Genomic DNA, 23540 nt, shown 5'->3' on the forward strand with positions numbered 1-23540 from the left:
TTATCCTTAACTCGTCGAGTTTGTGTTGTGTGTAACGTTATTTATGCGTAACAGCCCGGACGATACGATCGCCAGAGAATTGGATTAAATAAACCAGAACGACCAGCAATACCAGAACGGTATTCATTACGGTAGCGTTATAACCAATATAACCGTACTGATAGCCAATCTGGCCCAGGCCGCCGGCGCCAACCGCCCCCCCCATCGCGGAATAACCGACGAGGGTAATCAGCGTGATGGTGGCCGCGTTCACCAGGCCCGGCATGGCTTCAGGCAGCAGGACTTTGCGCACGATCTGCATCGGCGTGGCTCCCATAGCGCGGGACGCCTCAATCAGGCCCGTTGGGATCTCCAGAAGCGCATTTTCAACCATACGTGCGATAAACGGTGCTGCGCCCACGGTCAGCGGCACAATGGCGGCCTGCAGGCCGATAGACGTACCAACGATCACGCGCGTGAACGGAATCATCCATACCAGCAGAATAATGAACGGAATGGAGCGGAAGATATTCACCAGCGCGGAAAGCGTGCGATACAGCTTCGCGTTCTCAATAATTTGCCCTGGACGCGTGACGTACAGCAGCACGCCGACAGGCAGGCCAATCACGAAACCAAAGAATCCCGATACGAAGGTCATTGCCAGCGTTTCCCAAACGCCGCGAACCAGCAGCCACATCATCGGCTCAGACATAACCCAGTACCTCTACTTTTACATGGTGTTCTTGCAGCCAGGCAATGGCCGCCTGTGTTTCTTCTTGCGCGCCGTGCATTTCGGTCAGCATGATGCCGAACTTCACGCCGCCGGCGTAATCCATCTGCGCGCTGATAATGTTGTTATTGACGTTAAAACGACGCGCGGTTTCGGAAAGCAGAGGGGCATCAACCGACTGGCCTGTGAACTCCATGCGCAGCATAGGAACGCTGTCTGCCGTGGCTTGAGTTTTTAAACGCTCCAGATAATCTTCCGGAATATCCAGATGCAGCGTGGACTGAATGAACTGCTGCGCCAGCGGCGTCTTCGGATGTGAGAACACTTCGCTTACCGTATCCTGCTCAATCAGTTCACCGTTGCTGATCACTGCCACGCAGTCGCAGATGCGTTTCACCACGTCCATCTCGTGCGTAATAAGGAGGATCGTGAGGCCCAGACGGCGGTTAATATCTTTCAGCAGCTCAAGAATGGAGCGCGTGGTGGCCGGATCAAGTGCGCTGGTGGCTTCATCGCACAGCAGCACTTTTGGATTGCTTGCCAGCGCACGGGCTATCGCTACGCGCTGCTTTTGCCCGCCGGAGAGGTTGGCCGGGTAGCTATCATGCTTGTCGCCCAGCCCGACCAGGTCGAGCAGTTCGGTTACGCGGCGCTTCACTTCATCTTTCGGCGTATTGTCCAGTTCAAGCGGCAGCGCAACGTTACCAAAAACGGTGCGAGAGGCCAGCAGGTTAAAATGCTGGAAGATCATGCCAATCTGGCGACGTGCTTTTGTTAATTCTTTTTCAGAAAGAGCGGTAAGTTCCTGGCCGCCCACCTCAACGCTGCCCTGGGTTGGACGCTCAAGCAGGTTAACACAGCGGATGAGCGTGCTTTTACCCGCTCCCGATGCGCCAATGACGCCATAAATTTGACCAGCAGGAACGTGCAGGCTGACGTTGTTTAGCGCCTGAATCGTACGGTTTCCCTGCTGGAACACCTTGGTGATATTGGAAAGTTTAATCATTAGATTATTTTTATCGTATGTAAGTTAGCCGTGGCATTTTCTTCTGCCAGATACGGGTGATGACCGTAAACAAAATGGATGTTAAGGCATCCAGACGTCTAAATCAATCCAGCTGTGTACGATGAGCACTTTATTGCTTACCAATTCATGAGATACTAGCGGGAAATGCCTTTTTCAGGAGCAAACCGGTGGCAAATTCCGTACCCGCAATTTTTCTCGATCGTGATGGCACTATTAATGTCGATCATGGCTATGTGCATGAGATAGATGAATTTGAATTTATCGACGGCGTAATCGATGCAATGCGCCAGCTAAAAGAGATGGGCTATGCGCTGATCGTCGTGACCAACCAGTCCGGTATCGCGCGCGGTAAATTCACCGAGGCGCAGTTCGAGACGCTGACAGAATGGATGGACTGGTCGCTGGCCGATCGCGGTGTTGATCTTGATGGTATCTACTACTGCCCGCATCATCCGCAGGGAACTGTAGAAGAGTATCGCCAGACCTGTGATTGCCGTAAGCCGCATCCGGGGATGTTCATCTCTGCGCAGGAGTTCCTGCACATTGATATGGATGCTTCCTATATGGTGGGCGACAAATTCGAAGATATGCAGGCGGCTACAGCGGCTGGCGTTGGCACTAAAGTATTAGTGCGTACGGGTAAGCCAGTAACGCCTGAAGCGGAAAGCGCTGCGGATTGGGTGATTAATAGCCTGGCCGATCTGCCAAAAGAGATTAAAAAGAACCAAAAATAGCCTTTTTGGTGAAAAGGTGAGCGGTTAAAATAAAAATGCATTTTTCCGCTTGTCATTCCTCGGCGGCTCCCTATAATGCGCCTCCATCGACACGGCAGATGTGAATCACTTCACAAACAACCCGCTCGGTTGAAGAGAAAAAATCCTGAAATAACGGGTTGACTCTGAAAGAGGAAAGCGTATTATACGCCACCTCGCAACGGTGAGCGAAAGCCGCGTTGCACTGCTCTTTAACAATTTATCAGACAATCTGTGTGGGCACTCAAAGTGACATGGATTCTTAACGTCCTCGGACGAAAAATGAATGCCAAGTCTCTGAGTGAACACGTAATTCATTACGAAGTTTAATTCACGAGCATCAAACTTAAATTGAAGAGTTTGATCATGGCTCAGATTGAACGCTGGCGGCAGGCCTAACACATGCAAGTCGAGCGGTAGCACAGAGAGCTTGCTCTCGGGTGACGAGCGGCGGACGGGTGAGTAATGTCTGGGAAACTGCCCGATGGAGGGGGATAACTACTGGAAACGGTAGCTAATACCGCATAACGTCGCAAGACCAAAGAGGGGGACCTTCGGGCCTCTTGCCATCGGATGTGCCCAGATGGGATTAGCTAGTAGGTGGGGTAACGGCTCACCTAGGCGACGATCCCTAGCTGGTCTGAGAGGATGACCAGCCACACTGGAACTGAGACACGGTCCAGACTCCTACGGGAGGCAGCAGTGGGGAATATTGCACAATGGGCGCAAGCCTGATGCAGCCATGCCGCGTGTATGAAGAAGGCCTTCGGGTTGTAAAGTACTTTCAGCGGGGAGGAAGGCGATAAGGTTAATAACCTTGTCGATTGACGTTACCCGCAGAAGAAGCACCGGCTAACTCCGTGCCAGCAGCCGCGGTAATACGGAGGGTGCAAGCGTTAATCGGAATTACTGGGCGTAAAGCGCACGCAGGCGGTCTGTCAAGTCGGATGTGAAATCCCCGGGCTCAACCTGGGAACTGCATTCGAAACTGGCAGGCTTGAGTCTCGTAGAGGGGGGTAGAATTCCAGGTGTAGCGGTGAAATGCGTAGAGATCTGGAGGAATACCGGTGGCGAAGGCGGCCCCCTGGACGAAGACTGACGCTCAGGTGCGAAAGCGTGGGGAGCAAACAGGATTAGATACCCTGGTAGTCCACGCCGTAAACGATGTCTATTTGGAGGTTGTGCCCTTGAGGCGTGGCTTCCGGAGCTAACGCGTTAAATAGACCGCCTGGGGAGTACGGCCGCAAGGTTAAAACTCAAATGAATTGACGGGGGCCCGCACAAGCGGTGGAGCATGTGGTTTAATTCGATGCAACGCGAAGAACCTTACCTACTCTTGACATCCAGAGAACTTAGCAGAGATGCTTTGGTGCCTTCGGGAACTCTGAGACAGGTGCTGCATGGCTGTCGTCAGCTCGTGTTGTGAAATGTTGGGTTAAGTCCCGCAACGAGCGCAACCCTTATCCTTTGTTGCCAGCGGTTAGGCCGGGAACTCAAAGGAGACTGCCAGTGATAAACTGGAGGAAGGTGGGGATGACGTCAAGTCATCATGGCCCTTACGAGTAGGGCTACACACGTGCTACAATGGCGTATACAAAGAGAAGCGACCTCGCGAGAGCAAGCGGACCTCATAAAGTACGTCGTAGTCCGGATTGGAGTCTGCAACTCGACTCCATGAAGTCGGAATCGCTAGTAATCGTGGATCAGAATGCTACGGTGAATACGTTCCCGGGCCTTGTACACACCGCCCGTCACACCATGGGAGTGGGTTGCAAAAGAAGTAGGTAGCTTAACCTTCGGGAGGGCGCTTACCACTTTGTGATTCATGACTGGGGTGAAGTCGTAACAAGGTAACCGTAGGGGAACCTGCGGTTGGATCACCTCCTTACCTTAAAGAACCTGCCTTTGTAGTGTCCACACAGATTGTCTGATGAAAAAACAGCAGTAAAAATCTCTGCAGGCTTGTAGCTCAGGTGGTTAGAGCGCACCCCTGATAAGGGTGAGGTCGGTGGTTCAAGTCCACTCAGGCCTACCAAACTCCTTTTAAAGGATGAGCGGTACAGAGATTGCAAACGATGGGGCTATAGCTCAGCTGGGAGAGCGCCTGCTTTGCACGCAGGAGGTCTGCGGTTCGATCCCGCATAGCTCCACCATCTTTACTGCATAAACAAGAAAACTTCAGAGTGAACCTGAAAAGGTGCACTGCGAAGTTTTGCTCTTTAAAAATCTGGATCAAGCTGAAAATTGAAACGACACACATATTATGTGTGTTCGAGTCTCTCAAATTTTCGCAATCACAATGATGAATCGAAAGAAACATCTTCGGGTTGTGAGGTTAAGCGACTAAGCGTACACGGTGGATGCCCTGGCAGTCAGAGGCGATGAAGGACGTGCTAATCTGCGAAAAGCGCCGGCGAGGTGATATGAACCCTTGACCCGGCGATGTCCGAATGGGGAAACCCAGTGTGATTCGTCACACTATCGTTAACTGAATACATAGGTTAACGAGGCGAACCGGGGGAACTGAAACATCTAAGTACCCCGAGGAAAAGAAATCAACCGAGATTCCCCCAGTAGCGGCGAGCGAACGGGGAGCAGCCCAGAGTCTGAATCAGCTTGTGTGTTAGTGGAAGCGTCTGGAAAGTCGCACGGTACAGGGTGACAGTCCCGTACACGAAAGCACACAGGCTGTGAACTCGAAGAGTAGGGCGGGACACGTGGTATCCTGTCTGAATATGGGGGGACCATCCTCCAAGGCTAAATACTCCTGACTGACCGATAGTGAACCAGTACCGTGAGGGAAAGGCGAAAAGAACCCCGGCGAGGGGAGTGAAAAAGAACCTGAAACCGTGTACGTACAAGCAGTGGGAGCACCTTCGTGGTGTGACTGCGTACCTTTTGTATAATGGGTCAGCGACTTATATTCTGTAGCAAGGTTAACCGTATAGGGGAGCCGAAGGGAAACCGAGTCTTAACTGGGCGTTAAGTTGCAGGGTATAGACCCGAAACCCGGTGATCTAGCCATGGGCAGGTTGAAGGTTGGGTAACACTAACTGGAGGACCGAACCGACTAATGTTGAAAAATTAGCGGATGACCTGTGGCTGGGGGTGAAAGGCCAATCAAACCGGGAGATAGCTGGTTCTCCCCGAAAGCTATTTAGGTAGCGCCTCGTGAACTCATCTTCGGGGGTAGAGCACTGTTTCGGCTAGGGGGCCATCCCGGCTTACCAACCCGATGCAAACTACGAATACCGAAGAATGTTATCACGGGAGACACACGGCGGGTGCTAACGTCCGTCGTGAAGAGGGAAACAACCCAGACCGCCAGCTAAGGTCCCAAAGTCATGGTTAAGTGGGAAACGATGTGGGAAGGCACAGACAGCCAGGATGTTGGCTTAGAAGCAGCCATCATTTAAAGAAAGCGTAATAGCTCACTGGTCGAGTCGGCCTGCGCGGAAGATGTAACGGGGCTAAACCATGCACCGAAGCTGCGGCAGCGACACTCAGGTGTTGTTGGGTAGGGGAGCGTTCTGTAAGCCGTTGAAGGTGGCCTGTGAGGGTTGCTGGAGGTATCAGAAGTGCGAATGCTGACATAAGTAACGATAAAGCGGGTGAAAAGCCCGCTCGCCGGAAGACCAAGGGTTCCTGTCCAACGTTAATCGGGGCAGGGTGAGTCGACCCCTAAGGCGAGGCCGAAAGGCGTAGTCGATGGGAAACAGGTTAATATTCCTGTACTTGGTGTTACTGCGAAGGGGGGACGGAGAAGGCTATGTCAGCCGGGCGACGGTTGTCCCGGTTTAAGCATGTAGGCGGAGGTTCCAGGTAAATCCGGTACCTTATTAACGCTGAGGTGTGACGACGAGGCACTACGGTGCTGAAGTGATAAATGCCCTGCTTCCAGGAAAAGCCTCTAAGCATCAGGTAACACGAAATCGTACCCCAAACCGACACAGGTGGTCAGGTAGAGAATACCAAGGCGCTTGAGAGAACTCGGGTGAAGGAACTAGGCAAAATGGTGCCGTAACTTCGGGAGAAGGCACGCTGATATGTAGGTGAAGCCCCTGCGGGTGGAGCTGAAATCAGTCGAAGATACCAGCTGGCTGCAACTGTTTATTAAAAACACAGCACTGTGCAAACACGAAAGTGGACGTATACGGTGTGACGCCTGCCCGGTGCCGGAAGGTTAATTGATGGGGTTAGCGGCAACGCGAAGCTCTTGATCGAAGCCCCGGTAAACGGCGGCCGTAACTATAACGGTCCTAAGGTAGCGAAATTCCTTGTCGGGTAAGTTCCGACCTGCACGAATGGCGTAATGATGGCCAGGCTGTCTCCACCCGAGACTCAGTGAAATTGAACTCGCTGTGAAGATGCAGTGTACCCGCGGCAAGACGGAAAGACCCCGTGAACCTTTACTATAGCTTGACACTGAACACTGGTCCTTGATGTGTAGGATAGGTGGGAGGCTTTGAAGCGTGGACGCCAGTCTGCGTGGAGCCAACCTTGAAATACCACCCTTTAATGGCTGGTGTTCTAACGTAGACCCGTGATCCGGGTTGCGGACAGTGTCTGGTGGGTAGTTTGACTGGGGCGGTCTCCTCCCAAAGAGTAACGGAGGAGCACGAAGGTTAGCTAATCCTGGTCGGACATCAGGAGGTTAGTGCAATGGCATAAGCTAGCTTGACTGCGAGAGTGACGGCTCGAGCAGGTGCGAAAGCAGGTCATAGTGATCCGGTGGTTCTGAATGGAAGGGCCATCGCTCAACGGATAAAAGGTACTCCGGGGATAACAGGCTGATACCGCCCAAGAGTTCATATCGACGGCGGTGTTTGGCACCTCGATGTCGGCTCATCACATCCTGGGGCTGAAGTAGGTCCCAAGGGTATGGCTGTTCGCCATTTAAAGTGGTACGCGAGCTGGGTTTAGAACGTCGTGAGACAGTTCGGTCCCTATCTGCCGTGGGCGCTGGAGAATTGAGGGGGGCTGCTCCTAGTACGAGAGGACCGGAGTGGACGCATCACTGGTGTTCGGGTTGTCATGCCAATGGCACTGCCCGGTAGCTAAATGCGGAAGAGATAAGTGCTGAAAGCATCTAAGCACGAAACTTGCCCCGAGATGAGTTCTCCCTGACCCTTTAAGGGTCCTGAAGGAACGTTGAAGACGACGACGTTGATAGGTCGGGTGTGTAAGCGCAGCGATGCGTTGAGCTAACCGATACTAATGAACCGTGAGGCTTAACCTTACAACGCCGAAGGTGTTTTGGCGAAGAGACGAACAATCAAAATTCAGCCTGATACAGATGAACAGAATTTGCCTGGCGGCTTTAGCGCGGTGGTCCCACCTGACCCCATGCCGAACTCAGAAGTGAAACGCCGTAGCGCCGATGGTAGTGTGGGGTCTCCCCATGTGAGAGTAGGGAACTGCCAGGCATCAAATTAAGTAGTAAGCCGGTGCATAAATCCGGTGGTTACAGCAGTCTTCGGTGGAGCGGTAGTTCAGTCGGTTAGAATACCTGCCTGTCACGCAGGGGGTCGCGGGTTCGAGTCCCGTCCGTTCCGCCACTTATTAAAAGCCCTGAGTTAACGCTCAGGGCTTTTTCTTATCCGCTTTATAATTTTTGCTAAATTAGCAAATATCCTCTGCATTTTATGCCCTTTTTCGGCATAACCGTACCAGCGATAATCTTCCTCATAACGCAAATACTATGATTAACGAGGAATAATATGGCTATCCCTGCATTTGGTCTCGGTACCTTCCGCCTGAAAGATGATGTTGTTATCACATCAGTAAAAACTGCACTTGACCTAGGCTACCGCGCCATTGATACAGCGCAAATCTATGAGAACGAAGCGGCCGTTGGTCAGGCAATTGAAGAAAGTGGTGTACCGCGTAACGAGCTTTTTATCACCACAAAGATCTGGATTGAGAACCTCAGTAAGGACAAGCTGATCCCAAGTTTGAAAGAGAGCCTGAAAAAACTGCGTACCGACTACGTGGATCTTACCCTTATCCACTGGCCATCACCTAACGATGCGGTTTCGGTTGAAGAGTTTATGCAGGCACTGCTGGAAGCGAAAAAGCAGGGGCTAACGCGTAAAATCGGGATCTCCAACTTCACTATTCCGCTGATGGAAAAAGCAGTTGCGGCAGTTGGCGTAGAGAATATTGCCACTAACCAGATCGAACTGTCACCATATCTGCAAAATCGTAAAGTGGTCGAGTGGGCAAATCAGCATGGTATACATATCACTTCTTATATGACGCTGGCCTATGGTAAAGCGCTGAAGGACGAGGTAATTGCACGTATCGCAGATAAGCACAGCGCGACGGCTGCTCAGGTCATTCTGGCATGGGCAATGGGGGAAGGTTATGCAGTTATCCCATCCTCAACCAAACGCGAAAACATGGCCAGTAACCTGTTAGCGCTTGAGCTTAAGCTGGATGACGACGATAAAAAAGCGATCGCTGAACTGGATCGCAACGATCGCCTGGTGAGCCCGGAAGGACTGGCGCCAAACTGGGATTAACATGTAATCCCCTCTGTATGCTAAAACCCTCTCACAGCTCCTTCAGGAGCTGTTTTTATATGCTCGCTCAGGAAGTCGATAAATGCGCGAATGCGCGTGCTTACGGCCCTGTCGCTGTAATATACCGCGCTAAAAGGCATTTCTACCGGCAAACGTTGCTCAGCCATCAACTCCACTAGTTCACCGCGGGCTATTTCCTTATCAATCATATAATCAGATAAACAGGCAATCCCATTCCCTTCCAGGCACAGCTGCTTGAGCGTTTCACCGCTATTGGAAGACAGCCCGCACTGAATCTCATGCAGCTGTCCGTCGTGACACGCAACAGGCCAGGTATTGAGCGATGAAGGCTCGGTAAAGCCAAGGCAAAGATGCTGCTTGAGCTCTTCAACCGTCACTGGTTTTCCAAACTGGGCGATATACTCCGGAGATGCGATGATTTTCCGATAGCTGGTAAACAGCGGGCGCGCGCGTAAGCTTGAATCAGTTAATGTTCCCGCCCTAATCGCCACGTCGACTTTTCTTTCAATCAAATTAATAAATGTCTCAGAAGAAACCAATGAGAGCGTCATCTCCGGATACCGTTCACGGAAGGGTTTAATCAGCGGCATCAGAAAATGCAAAACGACAGGCGTTGCCGCATCGATTCGCAGGAGACCGCGCGGCGTGTTACGCGACTCAATAATTTCGGTTTCGGCGGCAGCCATCTCCTGCAGGACCGATTGTACGCGCCGAAAATAGCGCTCACCTTCTTCCGTCAGGCTCAGCTGGCGCGTTGTCCTATTGAGTAAACTCACACCCAGCTTGGATTCCAGCTTTTTCACCGAGCGGCTAACGGCCGAATTAGCCTGTCCCAGCTGTTCCGCTGCGCGGCTAAAACTACCGCTTTCGACAACGGCAACAAAGATCGTTAACTCTTCAGAGGTCGCCTTCATTATTGCACCACCCGCAAAATTAAATTGATATTTTGACCATTTTTGTTATTTAAGCACCGGCGCATACTGCCTGTCATCTTAATTCTGAATACGGAGTATGTTATGCCACTGGCGCTACTGGCCCTGACAATCAGTGCTTTTGCTATCGGTACAACTGAATTTGTGATCGTGGGCCTTATTCCTACGATTGCCGATCGGCTCGCCATCTCTTTGCCCTCTGCCGGGCTATTGGTCTCTATCTACGCACTTGGCGTTGCAGCTGGTGCCCCCGTGCTGACGGCGCTGACCGGGCGCTTTCCACGCAAACAGCTGCTGGTTGCTCTGATGGTGTTGTTTACTGTGGGGAATGTCATTGCATGGCAGGCACCCGACTACACCACGCTGGTCATTGCGCGGTTGTTAACCGGCCTTGCACACGGCGTCTTTTTCTCAATTGGCTCTACCATTGCAACGAGTCTGGTCCCGAAAGAGAAAGCCGCATCGGCCATTGCCATTATGTTTGGCGGTCTTACCGTTGCGCTGGTGACCGGCGTACCGCTCGGCACCTTTATTGGCCAGCATTTTGGCTGGCGCGAGACGTTCCTCGCAGTGTCATTGCTGGGCGTTATTGCGCTCGTTGCAAGCCTGCTGCTGGTGCCTTCCAGTATACCGAGCCGTGCGAGTGCCAGCCTTAAAGAACAGCTCCACGTTTTGACTCATCCACGCCTGCTGCTCATCTACGCGGTAACCGCGCTAGGATACGGCGGCGTGTTCACGGCTTTCACCTTCCTGGCCCCGATGATGCAGGATCTCGCTGGGTTCTCTTCCAACGCGGTGAGCTGGATCCTGCTGGGATACGGCATCTCAGTGGCGATTGGCAATATCTGGGGCGGCAGGCTGGCTGATAAACATGGAGCGGTCCCTGCGCTGAAATTTATCTTTGCAGCTCTGGTTGTGCTGCTGACGATCTTCCAGTTCACCGCATCCATGCAATATGCTGCTCTGGCTACGGTACTGGTAATGGGAATATTTGCCTTTGGTAACGTGCCAGGCCTGCAGGTTTACGTCGTGCAGAAAGCCGAGCTTTACGCGCCAAATGCGGTAGACGTGGCTTCAGGGCTTAACATTGCAGCGTTTAATATTGGTATTGCTCTGGGCTCCATCGTCGGTGGACAAACGGTAGAGCATTTCGGCCTTGCACAAACGCCGTGGATTGGCGCAGTCATCGTGCTTGTGGCATTACTGCTGATTGGCCTGAGTGGCCGCCTTGATAAACCCGCGCGTATTGCCCTCAATTAAAACGCAGCAAGTGCTTGCTTACAAAACTGGAAAGCGGTTTCTTAGAAATTGCGTTGAAAGTGAAGCATAAAGCCCCTATAACAGTAGAACCAGTCCGTTTTCCGGGCTGGTTCATTGCTATAGAGGTTGTTTCCAAAAGTGCGAAAAAATACCTATGCCATGCGCTATGTTGCCGGATTACCCGCGGAGAGGATTTTACCTCCGGGGTCGTTTGCAAGCCTTAGCCAGGCATTACCCGCCGGCGCCCCGTTAAGCAGCGATGAAAAAATTCGCGTGCTGGTGTGGAACATTTTTAAGCAGCAGCGCGCCGACTGGTTGTCCGTGCTGAAAAACTTTGGCAAAGATGCGCATCTTGTACTGTTACAGGAGGCGCAAACAACCCCTGAACTGGTACGGTTTGCGACAACGAATTATCTCGCTGCCGATCAGGTGCCCGCATTCGTCTTACCGCAACATCCTTCTGGGGTGATGACACTTTCTTCTGCACATCCCGTCTATTGCTGCCCATTGCGCGAACGCGAGCCGCTGCTGCGCCTCGCAAAATCCGCGCTGGTAACCGTTTATCCTCTGCCAGACAGCCGCCTGCTGATGGTGGTAAATATCCATGCGGTAAACTTCAGCCTGGGCGTTGATGTTTATAGTAAGCAGTTACTTCCTATTGGCGACCAGATTGCGCATCACAGCGGTCCCATAATTATGGCCGGAGATTTTAACGCCTGGAGCCGCCCACGCATGAACGCGCTGTATCGCTTTGCGCGCGAAATGTCCCTGCGTGAAGTTCGCTTTACCGACGACCATCGCAAAAAAGCTTTTGGTCGTCCTCTTGATTTTGTCTTCTATCGTGGCTTGAGCGTGCATGACGCCTCCGTACTGGTAACGCGCGCCTCCGATCACAATCCGCTACTCGTCGAATTTAGTCCCGGCAAACCTGATAAATAATGGTGTGTCAGGTCTGCCGTGGGGCAGACCGGCTCGCGGTGCTGCCCTTAATTTTTTAACCAACAAAAGGACAGCACAATGACGACAACGACACATTCCCATCATGACAACGTAGAAAAACAGTTTGGCTCTCAGGCAAGCGCTTATCTGAGCAGCGCAGTTCATGCCTCCGGGCGTGACCTGGCGCGTCTTGGTGAACGCCTGTCTGTATTCCCGCAGGCTCATCTGCTGGATTTAGGCTGCGGGGCAGGGCACGCCAGCTTTACGGCTGCGCAGCATGTAGAGCAGGTAACGGCGTACGACTTGTCGAGCCAAATGCTGGACGTTGTCAGAGAGGCGGCTAAAGACAAAGGGCTGAGTAACGTAGCGACGTGTCAGGGCTACGCCGAGTCGTTACCTTTTGCCGATGCATCTTTTGACATTGTCATCAGCCGCTACTCCGCGCACCACTGGCACGATGTTGGACTGGCGCTGCGTGAGGTAAAACGCGTTCTCAAGCCCGGCGGGCTCTTCATCATTATGGATGTAATGTCTCCGGGCCATCCGGTTCGAAACATCTGGCTGCAGACGGTTGAGGCGCTGCGCGACACGTCGCACGTACAAAACTACTCAAGCGGGGAGTGGTTAACGTTTATCACCGAAGCAGGATTGATATCGCATTCATTCATCACGGACCGTCTGCCGCTTGAGTTCAGCTCATGGATCGCCCGCATGCGGACGCCGGAAGCGTTAAGCAAGGCTATTCGGCTGTATCAGGAAAGTGCATCTGCGGAGGTGAAGAAATACTTTGAGCTGCAGGATGATGGCTCCTTTACCAGTGATACCCTCATGGCAGAAGCGTACAAAGCGGGATAAAGCAAAAAGGCACCGAGGGGAATCGGTGCCTTTTAACATTAGGTCTAACGATCAGGAATCCGGCGTAGCGTTGTTTTTCACAAACAGCGTTAGCTGGTCGCCTGGCTGTAGGTTGTCAGTATCATGATTCCAGCGCATCACATCCTTGATGTTCACGCCGTGTCGTTTAGCGATACTGGACAGCGAATCACCCTTGCGTACGCGATAGGTAATGCTATCGCTGTTTCGGGCGAGACGCTGCGCACTGCTACCTGCGCCAACCGTTAGCGTTTGACCGACTTTCAGGCTAGAACCGCGCAGATTGTTCCACTGCTGCAGATCTTTACTGTTCACGCCTAGACGTGAAGCAATGCCCGAAAGCGTATCACCCGAACGGACCTTATAGCTGCGGCTGCTTACCGGTGAGGTATCGGCGATCAGCGTTGACTGAACCGCAGCAATCTCACCAGAAGCTAAAGACTCGCGTAACTGGTCAGCATGTTTCTGCGGGACCATTACATACTGCGGGCCGCTCGCCCCCAGCGTTGAGCCTTTAACACCGGCATTAAAGGTTTTAAGCTTACTAACCGACATACCCGTCATATCAGCGACCTGTTGAATATCAACTGGACTGCTGAGGCGAACGCGCGCCAGTGCACGACTTTCGTCTGGTGTTGGCAGTTGCACACCGTAACGCTTGCTGTTCTTGAGAATATCACTCAGGGCCAGCATCTTGGGTACGTAGATCTTCGTTTCCTGTGGCAGTGAAAGCGACCAAAAATCGGTGGACTTACCACGCGCTTTATTCGCTTTCATTGCCTTCATTACGCGACCTTCACCGCTGTTATATGCTGCGACCGTTAACAACCAGTCGCCGTCAAACATCTTGTTCAGACGTTGCATCATGTCGAGAGCCGCTGTCGTTGAGGCGACAACATCGCGACGCGCATCGTAACTGCGGGTCTGTTTCAAACCATAATTGCGCCCTGTGCTCGGAATGATCTGCCAAATACCTGCGGCATTGGCGCCAGACGTTGCGTGTGGGTCAAAAGCGCTCTCCACTATGGGTAGGAGTACCAGCTCCATAGGCATGTTACGTTTCTTAACCTGCCCGGCTATCCAGTACATATACGGCTCTGCCCGTAACGTTACATCGTGGAGATAGCTCTTATTTCTTAGATACTTCTGTTTCTGTTCGCGAATCCGGCTGTTTTCCGGAATTCCCATCTTTAGCTCGTCGCCAATAGAGGTCCACAAGTTCTGTTCCTGCGCGAATGTTGTCCCATCGTCCAACCATCGTGCCGAACTTGCAAACTTCCCTGCTTCCCCTTGACCAGCTGCAGAAAGGCTCTGTGCGTGCTGTTGTACGTTACTGGCGTTTTGCGCCTGGCAACCGACAAGCAGGACAGAGGCGAGTAATATCGCTTTTGCCTTCATGTGTGTGTCAATAGTTGCTTAAAAGACGAGCGATGATAACGGCGAAATTTTGAAAAGGCAACCCGCATTTATCTGAAGTTATCTTTCTTTGACCTTAACCATGCAAATCGTGCCTCTGGTTGTTGCAAATTTGTTTCTTGGTTAATTTTGTTAATTAAATCAATATCATCAGTTCGTAAAAATAAATTTATTTTACGCTCGTTTTTCAGAATTACGGGCAGTGTTTTTTGGTTTTTTGCACGTAACTCCTTCACTTTCTGGTAATAATCCTGAATCGCGGAATCGTCAGGTAAGATGCTGGCGGAAAACTTCATATTCCCTAATGTATACTCATGTGCGCAACATATGACGGTATCATCGGGAAGTGCATTAATCTTTTGTAAAGATTGATACATTTGCTCTGGCGCACCCTCAAACAGCCTTCCGCAACCGCCTGAAAACAGCGTGTCACCGCAAAAAAGATAAGGTTTACTGTAGAAACAGAGATGTCCAGAAGTGTGACCAGGGGTGGCAATTACGGAAAAATCCCACTGACGTATGTGGATAGTTTCGCCCTCTTTGACTACTTGCGTTGTACCCTTATTTTGTGTCTCAGCGGGCCCATAAATCGCGATATGTGGAAATTTAGCGACTAAATCGGAAACACCACCGACATGATCGTTATGGTGATGCGTTAAAAGAATGGCTTCAGGTATCCAGCCATTTTCATTGATCGCGTGTAATACGGGCGCTGATTCACCCGGATCGACAATGATGCAGCGTTTCTCATCGTCAGATAAAACCCAGATGTAGTTGTCCTGAAAGGCTGGAATACTGATAAGATTCATACATTACCTCTTACAACGTGGCGGATGTGTTGATGAAACCGGCAAGGATACCTCAGGCTGTCGCAGCACCGGAACGTTGGGCTGAGCTGCCCTGGGGTGAATACTATCGCGAGGCGCTTGAACTCCAGCTTAAACCCTGGCTCGCAAAAATGTACGGTTTTCACCTGCTTAAGATTGGCAACCTCAGCGCAGAAATCAATACTGAAAGCTGCGCTATCTCTCATCAGGTCAATGTCTCGCTTGGCGGATTACCCGTTCAGGTGGTCGCTGACCCGCTGCATTTGCCTTTTGCTGAAAAATCCGTTGATGCATGCCTGCTCGCCCATACCTTGCCCTGGTGCAGCGATCCCCATCGACTTCTGCGTGAAGCCGATCGGGTTCTGATTGACGACGGCTGGCTGGTGATCAGCGGTTTTAATCCTTTGAGTTTGATGGGCTTGCGTAAGCTGGTTCCCGTGCTGCGCCGCAAAGCGCCCTACAACAGCAGAATGTTTTCGATGATGCGCCAGCTAGACTGGCTTTCACTGTTGAATTTTGAGGTGCTTTACTATGGTGGTTTCCAGGTCCTTCCCTGGACGCGGCAGGGCGGCCTGCTGCTCAGCACGCATTTGCCCGCGCTAGGCTGCATGCAGTTTATTGTGGCGCGCAAGCGGACGATCCCTCTTACGCTTAACCCAATGAAACAGTCTAAATCGAAATCGCAACTTCGTCAGACCGTTGGCGCCACGCGGCAGTATAAACACCGCGATCAGGATTCAGGCTGGTAGCCGACGTCTTCGTGAATGGGATTAGAGGCCGCCGCACGCGCCAGTTCGTCGCAACGCTCGTTTTCAGGGTGCCCGGCGTGGCCTTTTACCCACTCCCATTTGATTTCGTGCTGGCCTAAGGCAGCGTCAAGACGCTTCCACAGGTCGACGTTCTTAACCGGCTTTTTCTCTGCCGTTTTCCAGCCGCGTTTTTTCCAGTTATGGATCCACTGCGTAATCCCCTGACGAACGTACTGGCTGTCGGTGCTCAGCGTAACGTCGCAGTGCTCCTTAAGCGCTTCGAGCGCGACAATTGCCGCCATCAGCTCCATGCGGTTGTTGGTCGTCAGAAAATAGCCTTCGCTAAAGGTTTTTTCATGCTGACGATAGCGCATAATGGCGCCATAGCCACCGGGCCCTGGGTTACCCAGGCAAGATCCATCGGTGAAAATTTCTACCTGTTTACGCATCTCTGGTAGACTTCCTGTATTTGAAACGATCAGTTAAACGATAAGTCTGACATAAATGACCGCTATGAGCACAGCAATAACTCGCCAGATTGTTCTCGATACCGAAACCACCGGTATGAACCAAATTGGCGCGCACTATGAAGGGCATAAGATCATTGAGATCGGTGCCGTTGAAGTGGTGAACCGCCGTCTTACGGGAAACAACTTCCATGTTTACCTCAAGCCCGACCGGCTGGTGGACCCGGAGGCTTTTGGCGTTCACGGTATTGCCGATGAGTTCTTGCTCGATAAGCCGACCTTTGCGGACGTCGCGGATGAATTTCTGGAATACATCAGAGGCGCAGAGCTTGTCATCCATAACGCATCGTTCGATATCGGCTTTATGGACTATGAGTTCAGCAAGCTCAATCGTGATATTCCGAAGACAAACACTTTCTGTAAGGTCACGGATAGCCTGGCGCTGGCGAGGAAGATGTTCCCCGGCAAGCGTAACAGCCTCGATGCGCTTTGCTCGCGCTACGAAATAGACAACACCAAGCGAACGCTGCACGGCGCGTTGCTCGATGCCCAGATCCTTGCGGATGTCTATCTGACTATGACCGGCGGGCAGACGTCGATGAAATTCAGCATGGAGAATGAATCGCAGCAGACCCAGGGCGAAGCGGGTATTCAGCGCATTGTCCGGCAGGCAAGCCGTCTCCGGGTGGTTTTAGCCAGCGACGCCGAGCTGCTCGACCATGAATCGCGCCTGGATCTCGTGCAGAAGAAGGGCGGAAGCTGCATGTGGCGCGCGTAAAGCGTGCATATGTGTGTGTAAAATCACCGTTTGGGCGATTTTTACAGCAAACGATTCAAATCGTGAGAAAAAGCGTTGACGAGTTCAGAGGCAGACCGTAATATTCGCCTCGTTCCCCAAACGGGAACAGTGGAGCGGTAGTTCAGTCGGTTAGAATACCTGCCTGTCACGCAGGGGGTCGCGGGTTCGAGTCCCGTCCGTTCCGCCACTATTCAGAAGGCCTGAATCAGAAATGATTCAGGCCTTCGTCGTTTTCATCTTATAAAAATATTACGTCACGCACATGCCGGGCCAGACGCAAGCGACGCCCGGCTTTGGTTTAGCCGATGCTAAACGGGTCAGCATCCTGCCAGGCCGGAAATTTCTCCCGATACTCTCTCAGCGCCGTCATCGACAGCTCCGCATCAATTCGCGTGGCCTGATGCGGTTCGGCGGTGGCAATAATTTCACCCTGAGGATTTATTACCCGGCTGTCGCCGCGATAGTGATGTCCATTGCCGTCGGTTCCGACGCGGTTACAGCCCACCACGTAGGCCTGATTTTCAATGGCGCGCGCTACCAGCAGCGCCTGCCAGTGCAGAGAGCGCGGGGAAGGCCAGTTGGCAACGTACAGCGCCAGGTCATAGTCGTTGCGGTTGCGCGACCAGACCGGGAAGCGCAGGTCATAGCAGACCAGCGGCAGGATACGCCAGCCGCGCCACTCAAAGACGATGCGCTCATTACCTGCTTCATAATGATGATGCTCGTCCGCCATGCGGAACAGGTGTCGCTTGTCGTAAACATGTACTTTCCCTTCCGGCTCAACCAGCAGGAAGCGGTTGACCGGCCCGCGCTCGGTTTGCAGCGCGGCGCTCCCGGCAATCAGGGCATTTGTCTGCTGCGCTTTAGCGTGCATCCACGCGACAACCTCTTTCTCTGGCATAGACTGTTTAGCCGCTTCCATGGCGAAGCCGGTGGTGAACATCTCGGGCAGAACGATGACATCGCGCCCGGTAATCTCTTCCAGCTGACGATCGAAATGACGAAGGTTGGCAGGGCCATCCATCCAGACTAAAGGTTGCTGCAAAACGGTAATCTTCAGACCAGACACAATACAGACTCCTCGAAGAACGGCTTTTTCACACTGTAGCACGACATAAACAGAATGGGAGGCAATAAAAAACCCCGCGCAGGGCGGGGTTTGTAGAAGCGAAACGCGTTACGCGGCTTCAGGTTTACGGTGTTTCTCCGGCAGCTTTACCGGCTGCGTTGCCAGCTCGTCCGGTTCGAAATCATCCACGTTAATACTGCGCAGGCGGCTCTCTTCGGCCTTAACCAGTACGGCCGCTTCATCCTGACTGATGATACCGCCAGACAGAGCCTGTTTCGCCAGTTCATCCAGGCGGGTAAACGGCAGGTTCTTGCCCAGCTGCTTGCAAATCTTCTGATGGATTGGGTCGGCGGCCATCACGTCCCGCAGCGCCTCTTCCAGCAGGCCCACCGGATTATGCTCGGTTGGTGCCAGATACTGACCGCGGCCAATGCGTAAACGCGTTGCGCTCGGTATCTGCAGGATCTTCGCCACTTTGTGATCCAGCTTATCTGACGGTGCCAGATAGTGACGGCCGGTCGGGAAGATCGTAGCGCGCAGAAGGCCTGCCACAAAGCGGTTCGGGAAGTTCGCCAGCAGATCGTCAATCGCCTGTTCTGCCTGGTAAAGCGCGTCCTGAACGCCCCAGTGTACCAGCGGCAAATCCGCTTCCTGTCGGCCTTCGTCGTCGTAACGCTTGAGCACCGCCGAGGCCAGGAAGATCTGACTCAGCACATCGCCCAGACGAGCAGAGATACGCTCGCGACGCTTCAGGCTTCCGCCCAGCACGGCCATTGAAACGTCGGACAGCAGGGCCAGGTTGGCGCTCAGGCGGTTCAGGTGCTGGTAGTAACGTTTGGTCGCGTCACCGGTTGGGCTCGCGCTGGTAAGACCGCGCGTCAAGCCCAGCCAGAAGCTGCGCACCTTGTTGCTGCCCACGTGCCCGATATGCTTAAACAGCAGCTTATCAAAAGCGTTTACGTCGTTATTCTGCGCGGCGGCCATCTCTTCAAGTACGTACGGATGGCAGCGGATGGCGCCCTGGCCGAAGATCATCATACTGCGCGTCAGGATGTTTGCCCCTTCAACGGTGATGGCAATCGGTGAGCCCTGGTAGCCGCGCGCCAGGAAGTTGCCTTCGCCGAGCATAATGCCTTTACCACCCGCGATATCCATTGCGTCAATGATGGACTGCTGCGCGCGGTGGGTGCAGTGGTACTTCACAATCGCCGACAGCACGGCCGGTTTCTCGCCAAGCATAATGCCGTAGGTAATCAACGATGCGGCGGCGTCCATCACGTAGGCGTTGCCCGCAATGCGCGCCAGCGGCTCTTCGATCCCTTCCATCTTGCCGATAGAGATTTTGAACTGACGGCGGATATGCGCGTATGCGCCAATCCCCATCGCCACGGACTTCAGGCCGCCCGTAGAGTTCGACGGCAGTGTAATACCGCGGCCAACGGACAGACATTCCACCAGCATGCGCCAGCCCTGGCCGGCCATTTTTGGACCACCGATGATGTAGTCAATCGGCACAAAGATGTCCTGACCGCGGGTAGGACCGTTCTGGAACGGCACGTTGAGCGGGAAGTGGCGACGGCCAATTTCAACGCCCGGCGTTGAGGTTGGGATCAGCGCGCAGGTAATGCCCAGGTCTTCCGCGCCGCCCAGCAGTTTTTCCGGGTCGGAAAGCTTAAATGCCAGGCCCAGCACGGTCGCGATAGGGGCGAGCGTAATGTAACGTTTGTTCCAGGTCAGGCGCATACCGAGCACCTGCTCTCCCTGCCATTCGCCCATGCACACGACGCCGGTATCCGGTATCGCGCCCGCATCGGAGCCCGCTTCCGGGCTGGTCAATGCGAAGCATGGGATCTCCTGACCGCGCGCCAGACGCGGCAGGTAGTGATCTTTCTGTTCTTCAGTGCCGTAGTGCTGCAGCAGTTCGCCCGGGCCTAACGAGTTAGGCACGCCAACGGTAATTGCCAGGATACCCGACACGCCCGCCAGTTTCTGCAGCACGCGAGACTGCGCGTAAGCGGAAAACTCAAGACCGCCATACTCTTTCTTAATGATCATCGCGAAGAAGCGATGCTCTTTCAGGTAGGCCCACAGCTCCGGCGGCAGGTCGGCCATTTCGTGGGTAATCGCGAAGTCGTTTGCCATGCGGCACGCTTCTTCCACCGGGCCATCAATAAAGGCTTGCTCTTCAGCGGTCAGGCGCGGCTGCGGATAGTTATGCAGCTTTTTCCAGTCCGGGTTGCCCTGAAACAGATCGCCTTCCCACCAGGTGGTGCCCGCATCAATTGCTTCTTTCTCCGTGCGCGACATCGGCGGCATCACTTTACGGAAGCCTTTAAACACCGGTGCGGAGATCATGGACTTACGCATCGGTGTAAGATTCAGCGGCAGAAGAATAAGGGCCAGCGGAACCAATACCCAGATATTCCAAAGACCTGCGACGCCAAGCACAGCCGTCCAGGCCAGAAGTATCAGGCTGCTCAGGAATAAACTTACGCGGTGATAGAACAGCACACCGATAAGAACTACGGTTGCGATAATGCTCAAAATCATCATAAAGAAAAGCTCCCTTGCTTGTAGGAGGTCTGACCACTTGTGATGATATGGTTGTAGTTGATGGCATTTCTTTTAGCAATGTGTTTACAAAATAATTACAACCTGGTTCACATTGTTCGCGTTAAGACGGGCACGAAAAATCAAAACGCCCGATGAATCGTATGGCTTAAGCTTCTCGCTTTTAGCGCTATCCGGTACACTCCACTGTGTTATTTCATCAATACTGAAGGATTATCCTCATGTACCAGGATCTTATTCGTAACGAACTGAACGAAGCGGCGGAAACGCTGGCTAACTTTCTGAAAGATGATGCCAATATTCATGCCATTCAGCGCGCGGCGGTTCTGCTGGCGGACAGCTTCAAAGCGGGTGGTAAAGTGCTGTCCTGCGGTAACGGTGGCTCCCACTGCGACGCCATGCACTTCGCGGAGGAGCTGACCGGGCGCTACCGTGAAAACCGTCCGGGCTACCCGGCGATTGCGATCTCTGACGTGAGCCACATCTCCTGCGTGAGCAACGACTTTGGTTACGACTATGTCTTCTCTCGCTACGTGGAAGCAGTAGGCCGTGAAGGTGATGTGCTGCTGGGTATTTCTACTTCCGGTAACTCCGCTAACGTGATCAAGGCGATTGCCGCCGCGCGTGAAAAAGGGATGAAAGTCATCACGCTGACCGGTAAAGACGGCGGTAAAATGGACGGCACGGCGGACGTTGAAATCCGCGTTCCGCACTTCGGTTATGCTGACCGTATTCAGGAAATTCACATCAAAGTGATCCACATCCTGATCCAGCTGATTGAAAAAGAGATGGTTAAGTAAGACTTCGCTGGGGGCACTCTTGCCCCCGCTGTTGTGGAGGTGACGTATGTGCGAACTGCTCGGGATGAGCGCCAATGTGCCAACCGATATCTGCTTTAGTTTCACCGGGCTGGTTCAGCGCGGTGGAGGAACCGGGCCGCATAAAGACGGCTGGGGCATCACATTCTACGAAGGCAAAGGGTGTCGCACGTTCAAAGATCCTCAACCCAGCTTCAATTCGCCGATTGCCAAACTGGTGCAGGATTATCCGATCAAATCCCGCTCGGTGATCGCCCACATTCGCCAGGCAAACCGCGGCGAAGTGGCGCTTGAGAACACGCATCCCTTTACCCGCGAGCTGTGGGGACGAAACTGGACCTACGCGCACAACGGCCAGCTTACGGGCTACAAATCTCTTGAGACCGGTAATTTCCGCCCGGTTGGCGAAACCGACAGTGAAAAAGCCTTTTGCTGGCTGCTGCACAAGCTGACCGAACGTTACCCGCGAACCCCGGGCAACATGGCCGCCGTGTTTAAGTACATTGCGTCGCTGGCGTCTGAGCTGCGCGAGAAGGGCGTATTTAATATGCTGCTGTCTGACGGTCGCTACGTTATGGCGTTCTGCTCCACGAATCTATTCTGGATCACCCGACGCGCGCCCTTTGGCGTGGCGACGCTGCTCGACCAGGATGTGGAGATAGACTTCCAGAAAGAGACCACACCAAACGATGTGGTCACCGTGATTGCGACGCAGCCGCTGACGGGCAACGAAACCTGGCAAAAGATTATGCCAGGCGAGTGGGTACTATTTTGCCTCGGGGACCGCGTAATTTGACGCCAGCTGCGGCTGAACGACTTCGTGGCTCAGCGGCTTGCTGACCACGTAGCGGCCATCAACGATAGAGACCACAGGTGGCTTGTGGGTCTGCTCAAAGTAGTCATAGCCCGGCTTCAGCTGTTTCCAGAAATCAGCGTAGTAAGAGTACTTATGCCGCGCCATGTTGGCATCGGTCATGCGGAACGGGTAGATGCTGACCTGTACGTTGGGCTGACCAAATACCAGCGCCCCGGTCACAAACTGGAAAATCTCATCAATACCGGTATCCGTCATCGCATAACAGCCGACTGACACGCAGGCACCGTGAATCATCAGGTATTTACCTTCGTAGCCGTGCGCACGGTCATAGGCATTTGGGAAACCGATATTGATCGCTTTATAAAAGCGGCTGTCTGGCTTCAGCTGATTACGTTGAACGTTGTAGAACCCCTCCGGGCTTTTGAAATCGCCCTGACGCTGTTTAGGCCCCAGTCCGCCGGAGTAGTTACAAATTTTGTAGCTATCAAGTAGCTGATAAGTCTCGCCCATTTTCACAAACAGATCGAGGGTGCGCTCTTCCTTGAAGATTTGAATATAAACCGGCGATCCCATTAACTGCTGCTTATATTCTTTGCTGATTGGCGTGGTGGAGCTGTTGCTGCTGAGCAGCCCGGCGAACGACACACACGGAATCAGAAGCATCGCAATGAACAATGCGATTTTACGCATACTGCTAGTTCCTTGATAAAACCATAACCAACTTGCCAGGACGGCAAAAGAGACCCGAAATCAGACTAATCTGGACAGGAGCGCTCACATTAGCATCGCCATAGATTTTCGCAATAGCCACGCTGTCAGTTTACACATTAGTTTTACGCGATAAACGATGAAAAACCCGTAGCCTTAAGAACTTTGCGTAACGGCTCGCACTTTGGGGCGCCGGACGGCAGATTCACTGCCGCCGACGCGGTGGAAACTGTTACAATTCGTCCCCTCTGGTTTGATGTAT

At 52.9% G+C, this 23540-nt stretch carries 18 protein-coding genes, 4 tRNA genes and 3 rRNA genes; 16 read left to right on the forward strand and 9 right to left on the reverse strand.

Features of this window, described 5'->3' with window-relative positions:
- Positions 1 to 37: 37 nt before the first annotated feature.
- Entirely contained in the window at positions 38 to 691 is a 654-nt protein-coding gene (locus tag V1599_RS07020; RefSeq protein ID WP_112012890.1) for a methionine ABC transporter permease MetI, read from the reverse strand.
- Positions 684 to 1715 (reverse strand): methionine ABC transporter ATP-binding protein MetN, encoded by a 1032-nt coding sequence (gene metN, locus V1599_RS07025; RefSeq protein ID WP_112012892.1) that lies wholly within the window; start codon positions 1713 to 1715, stop codon positions 684 to 686. Before metN ends, V1599_RS07020 begins: the two co-directional genes overlap by 8 nt.
- Before the next feature lie 188 nt (positions 1716 to 1903).
- Here metN and gmhB point away from each other — a divergent pair, with 188 nt between their 5' ends.
- From gmhB to dkgB, 8 genes are all read left to right on the forward strand, one after another.
- Positions 1904 to 2470 carry a D-glycero-beta-D-manno-heptose 1,7-bisphosphate 7-phosphatase gene (gene gmhB, locus V1599_RS07030; RefSeq protein WP_297118381.1) on the forward strand — a complete coding sequence of 189 codons (567 nt, stop codon included), beginning with the start codon at positions 1904 to 1906 and terminating at the stop codon, positions 2468 to 2470.
- Positions 2471 to 2836: 366 nt separating this feature from the next.
- Positions 2837 to 4376, forward strand: a 16S ribosomal RNA gene (locus tag V1599_RS07035).
- A gap of 70 nt (positions 4377 to 4446) precedes the next feature.
- A tRNA-Ile gene (locus tag V1599_RS07040) sits at positions 4447 to 4523 on the forward strand.
- A gap of 42 nt (positions 4524 to 4565) precedes the next feature.
- Positions 4566 to 4641: transfer RNA gene (locus V1599_RS07045), tRNA-Ala, on the forward strand.
- Between the two features lie 180 nt (positions 4642 to 4821).
- Positions 4822 to 7727: ribosomal RNA gene (locus V1599_RS07050) — 23S ribosomal RNA — on the forward strand.
- A 71-nt stretch (positions 7728 to 7798) separates the two neighbouring features.
- Positions 7799 to 7914 (forward strand): 5S ribosomal RNA (rrf, locus tag V1599_RS07055).
- The 16S, 23S and 5S rRNA genes sit together here with 3 tRNA genes alongside, the layout of an rRNA operon.
- Before the next feature lie 55 nt (positions 7915 to 7969).
- Positions 7970 to 8046, forward strand: a tRNA-Asp gene (locus tag V1599_RS07060).
- A 162-nt stretch (positions 8047 to 8208) separates the two neighbouring features.
- Positions 8209 to 9012, forward strand: a complete 804-nt coding sequence (dkgB, locus tag V1599_RS07065) for a 2,5-didehydrogluconate reductase DkgB (RefSeq protein ID WP_112011159.1) — start codon at positions 8209 to 8211, stop codon at positions 9010 to 9012.
- A gap of 20 nt (positions 9013 to 9032) precedes the next feature.
- On the opposite strand, the gene yafC is transcribed toward dkgB, so the two are convergent.
- On the reverse strand, positions 9033 to 9947 hold the full coding sequence (gene yafC, locus V1599_RS07070; protein ID WP_112011160.1) for a DNA-binding transcriptional regulator YafC: 915 nt from the start codon (positions 9945 to 9947) through the stop codon (positions 9033 to 9035).
- A 102-nt stretch (positions 9948 to 10049) separates the two neighbouring features.
- On the opposite strand from yafC, the gene V1599_RS07075 reads away from it, so the two are divergent.
- The 3 genes from V1599_RS07075 (at position 10050) to V1599_RS07085 (ending at position 13019) form a co-directional block, all read left to right on the forward strand.
- A complete protein-coding gene (locus tag V1599_RS07075) occupies positions 10050 to 11225 on the forward strand; it encodes an MFS transporter (protein ID WP_112011161.1) in 1176 nt (391 codons plus the stop codon).
- Between the two features lie 138 nt (positions 11226 to 11363).
- Positions 11364 to 12164 (forward strand): endonuclease/exonuclease/phosphatase family protein, encoded by an 801-nt coding sequence (locus tag V1599_RS07080; protein ID WP_112011162.1) that lies wholly within the window; start codon positions 11364 to 11366, stop codon positions 12162 to 12164.
- 78 nt (positions 12165 to 12242) lie between these two features.
- On the forward strand, positions 12243 to 13019 hold the full coding sequence (locus tag V1599_RS07085; protein ID WP_395301250.1) for a class I SAM-dependent methyltransferase: 777 nt from the start codon (positions 12243 to 12245) through the stop codon (positions 13017 to 13019).
- Between the two features lie 51 nt (positions 13020 to 13070).
- Here V1599_RS07085 and mltD read toward each other — a convergent pair whose 3' ends face one another.
- Positions 13071 to 14435 (reverse strand): murein transglycosylase D, encoded by a 1365-nt coding sequence (gene mltD, locus V1599_RS07090; RefSeq protein WP_112011164.1) that lies wholly within the window; start codon positions 14433 to 14435, stop codon positions 13071 to 13073.
- Positions 14436 to 14503: 68 nt separating this feature from the next.
- Positions 14504 to 15262: a hydroxyacylglutathione hydrolase gene (gene gloB / locus V1599_RS07095; RefSeq protein WP_112011165.1), complete on the reverse strand. Its 759-nt coding sequence runs from the start codon at positions 15260 to 15262 to the stop codon at positions 14504 to 14506.
- A 32-nt stretch (positions 15263 to 15294) separates the two neighbouring features.
- On the opposite strand from gloB, the gene V1599_RS07100 reads away from it, so the two are divergent.
- On the forward strand, positions 15295 to 16029 hold the full coding sequence (locus V1599_RS07100; RefSeq protein WP_395301251.1) for a class I SAM-dependent methyltransferase: 735 nt from the start codon (positions 15295 to 15297) through the stop codon (positions 16027 to 16029).
- Here V1599_RS07100 and rnhA read toward each other — a convergent pair.
- On the reverse strand, positions 16011 to 16478 hold the full coding sequence (gene rnhA / locus V1599_RS07105; protein WP_395301252.1) for a ribonuclease HI: 468 nt from the start codon (positions 16476 to 16478) through the stop codon (positions 16011 to 16013). The two genes, V1599_RS07100 and rnhA, sit on opposite strands and share 19 nt — an antisense overlap.
- A 64-nt stretch (positions 16479 to 16542) precedes the next feature.
- Here rnhA and dnaQ point away from each other — a divergent pair, with 64 nt between their 5' ends.
- Complete coding sequence (gene dnaQ / locus V1599_RS07110; RefSeq protein ID WP_220092926.1) at positions 16543 to 17274, forward strand: DNA polymerase III subunit epsilon; 732 nt, start codon at positions 16543 to 16545, stop codon at positions 17272 to 17274.
- Between the two features lie 131 nt (positions 17275 to 17405).
- Positions 17406 to 17482: transfer RNA gene (locus V1599_RS07115), tRNA-Asp, on the forward strand.
- A gap of 111 nt (positions 17483 to 17593) precedes the next feature.
- Here the strand turns inward: V1599_RS07115 and V1599_RS07120 are convergent.
- Together V1599_RS07120 and fadE are read right to left on the reverse strand one after the other, a co-directional pair.
- Positions 17594 to 18364, reverse strand: a complete 771-nt coding sequence (locus V1599_RS07120) for an amidohydrolase (protein WP_112011169.1) — start codon at positions 18362 to 18364, stop codon at positions 17594 to 17596.
- A gap of 108 nt (positions 18365 to 18472) precedes the next feature.
- The gene (gene fadE / locus V1599_RS07125) at positions 18473 to 20917 is read right to left on the reverse strand and encodes an acyl-CoA dehydrogenase FadE (RefSeq protein WP_395301253.1); all 2445 of its coding nucleotides are present in this window, start codon (positions 20915 to 20917) and stop codon (positions 18473 to 18475) included.
- Between the two features lie 239 nt (positions 20918 to 21156).
- Here fadE and lpcA point away from each other — a divergent pair, with 239 nt between their 5' ends.
- A complete protein-coding gene (gene lpcA / locus V1599_RS07130; protein WP_112011171.1) occupies positions 21157 to 21735 on the forward strand; it encodes a D-sedoheptulose 7-phosphate isomerase in 579 nt (192 codons plus the stop codon).
- A gap of 46 nt (positions 21736 to 21781) precedes the next feature.
- Complete coding sequence (locus V1599_RS07135) at positions 21782 to 22549, forward strand: class II glutamine amidotransferase (RefSeq protein WP_112011172.1); 768 nt, start codon at positions 21782 to 21784, stop codon at positions 22547 to 22549.
- Here the strand turns inward: V1599_RS07135 and dpaA are convergent.
- Complete coding sequence (gene dpaA, locus V1599_RS07140) at positions 22520 to 23260, reverse strand: peptidoglycan meso-diaminopimelic acid protein amidase (RefSeq protein WP_112011173.1); 741 nt, start codon at positions 23258 to 23260, stop codon at positions 22520 to 22522. The genes V1599_RS07135 and dpaA overlap by 30 nt on opposite strands.
- Positions 23261 to 23540: the final 280 nt, after the last annotated feature.

The sequence above is a fragment of the Enterobacter sp. ECC-175 genome (assembly GCF_043968675.1).
Classification (GTDB): Bacteria; Pseudomonadota; Gammaproteobacteria; order Enterobacterales; family Enterobacteriaceae; genus Enterobacter.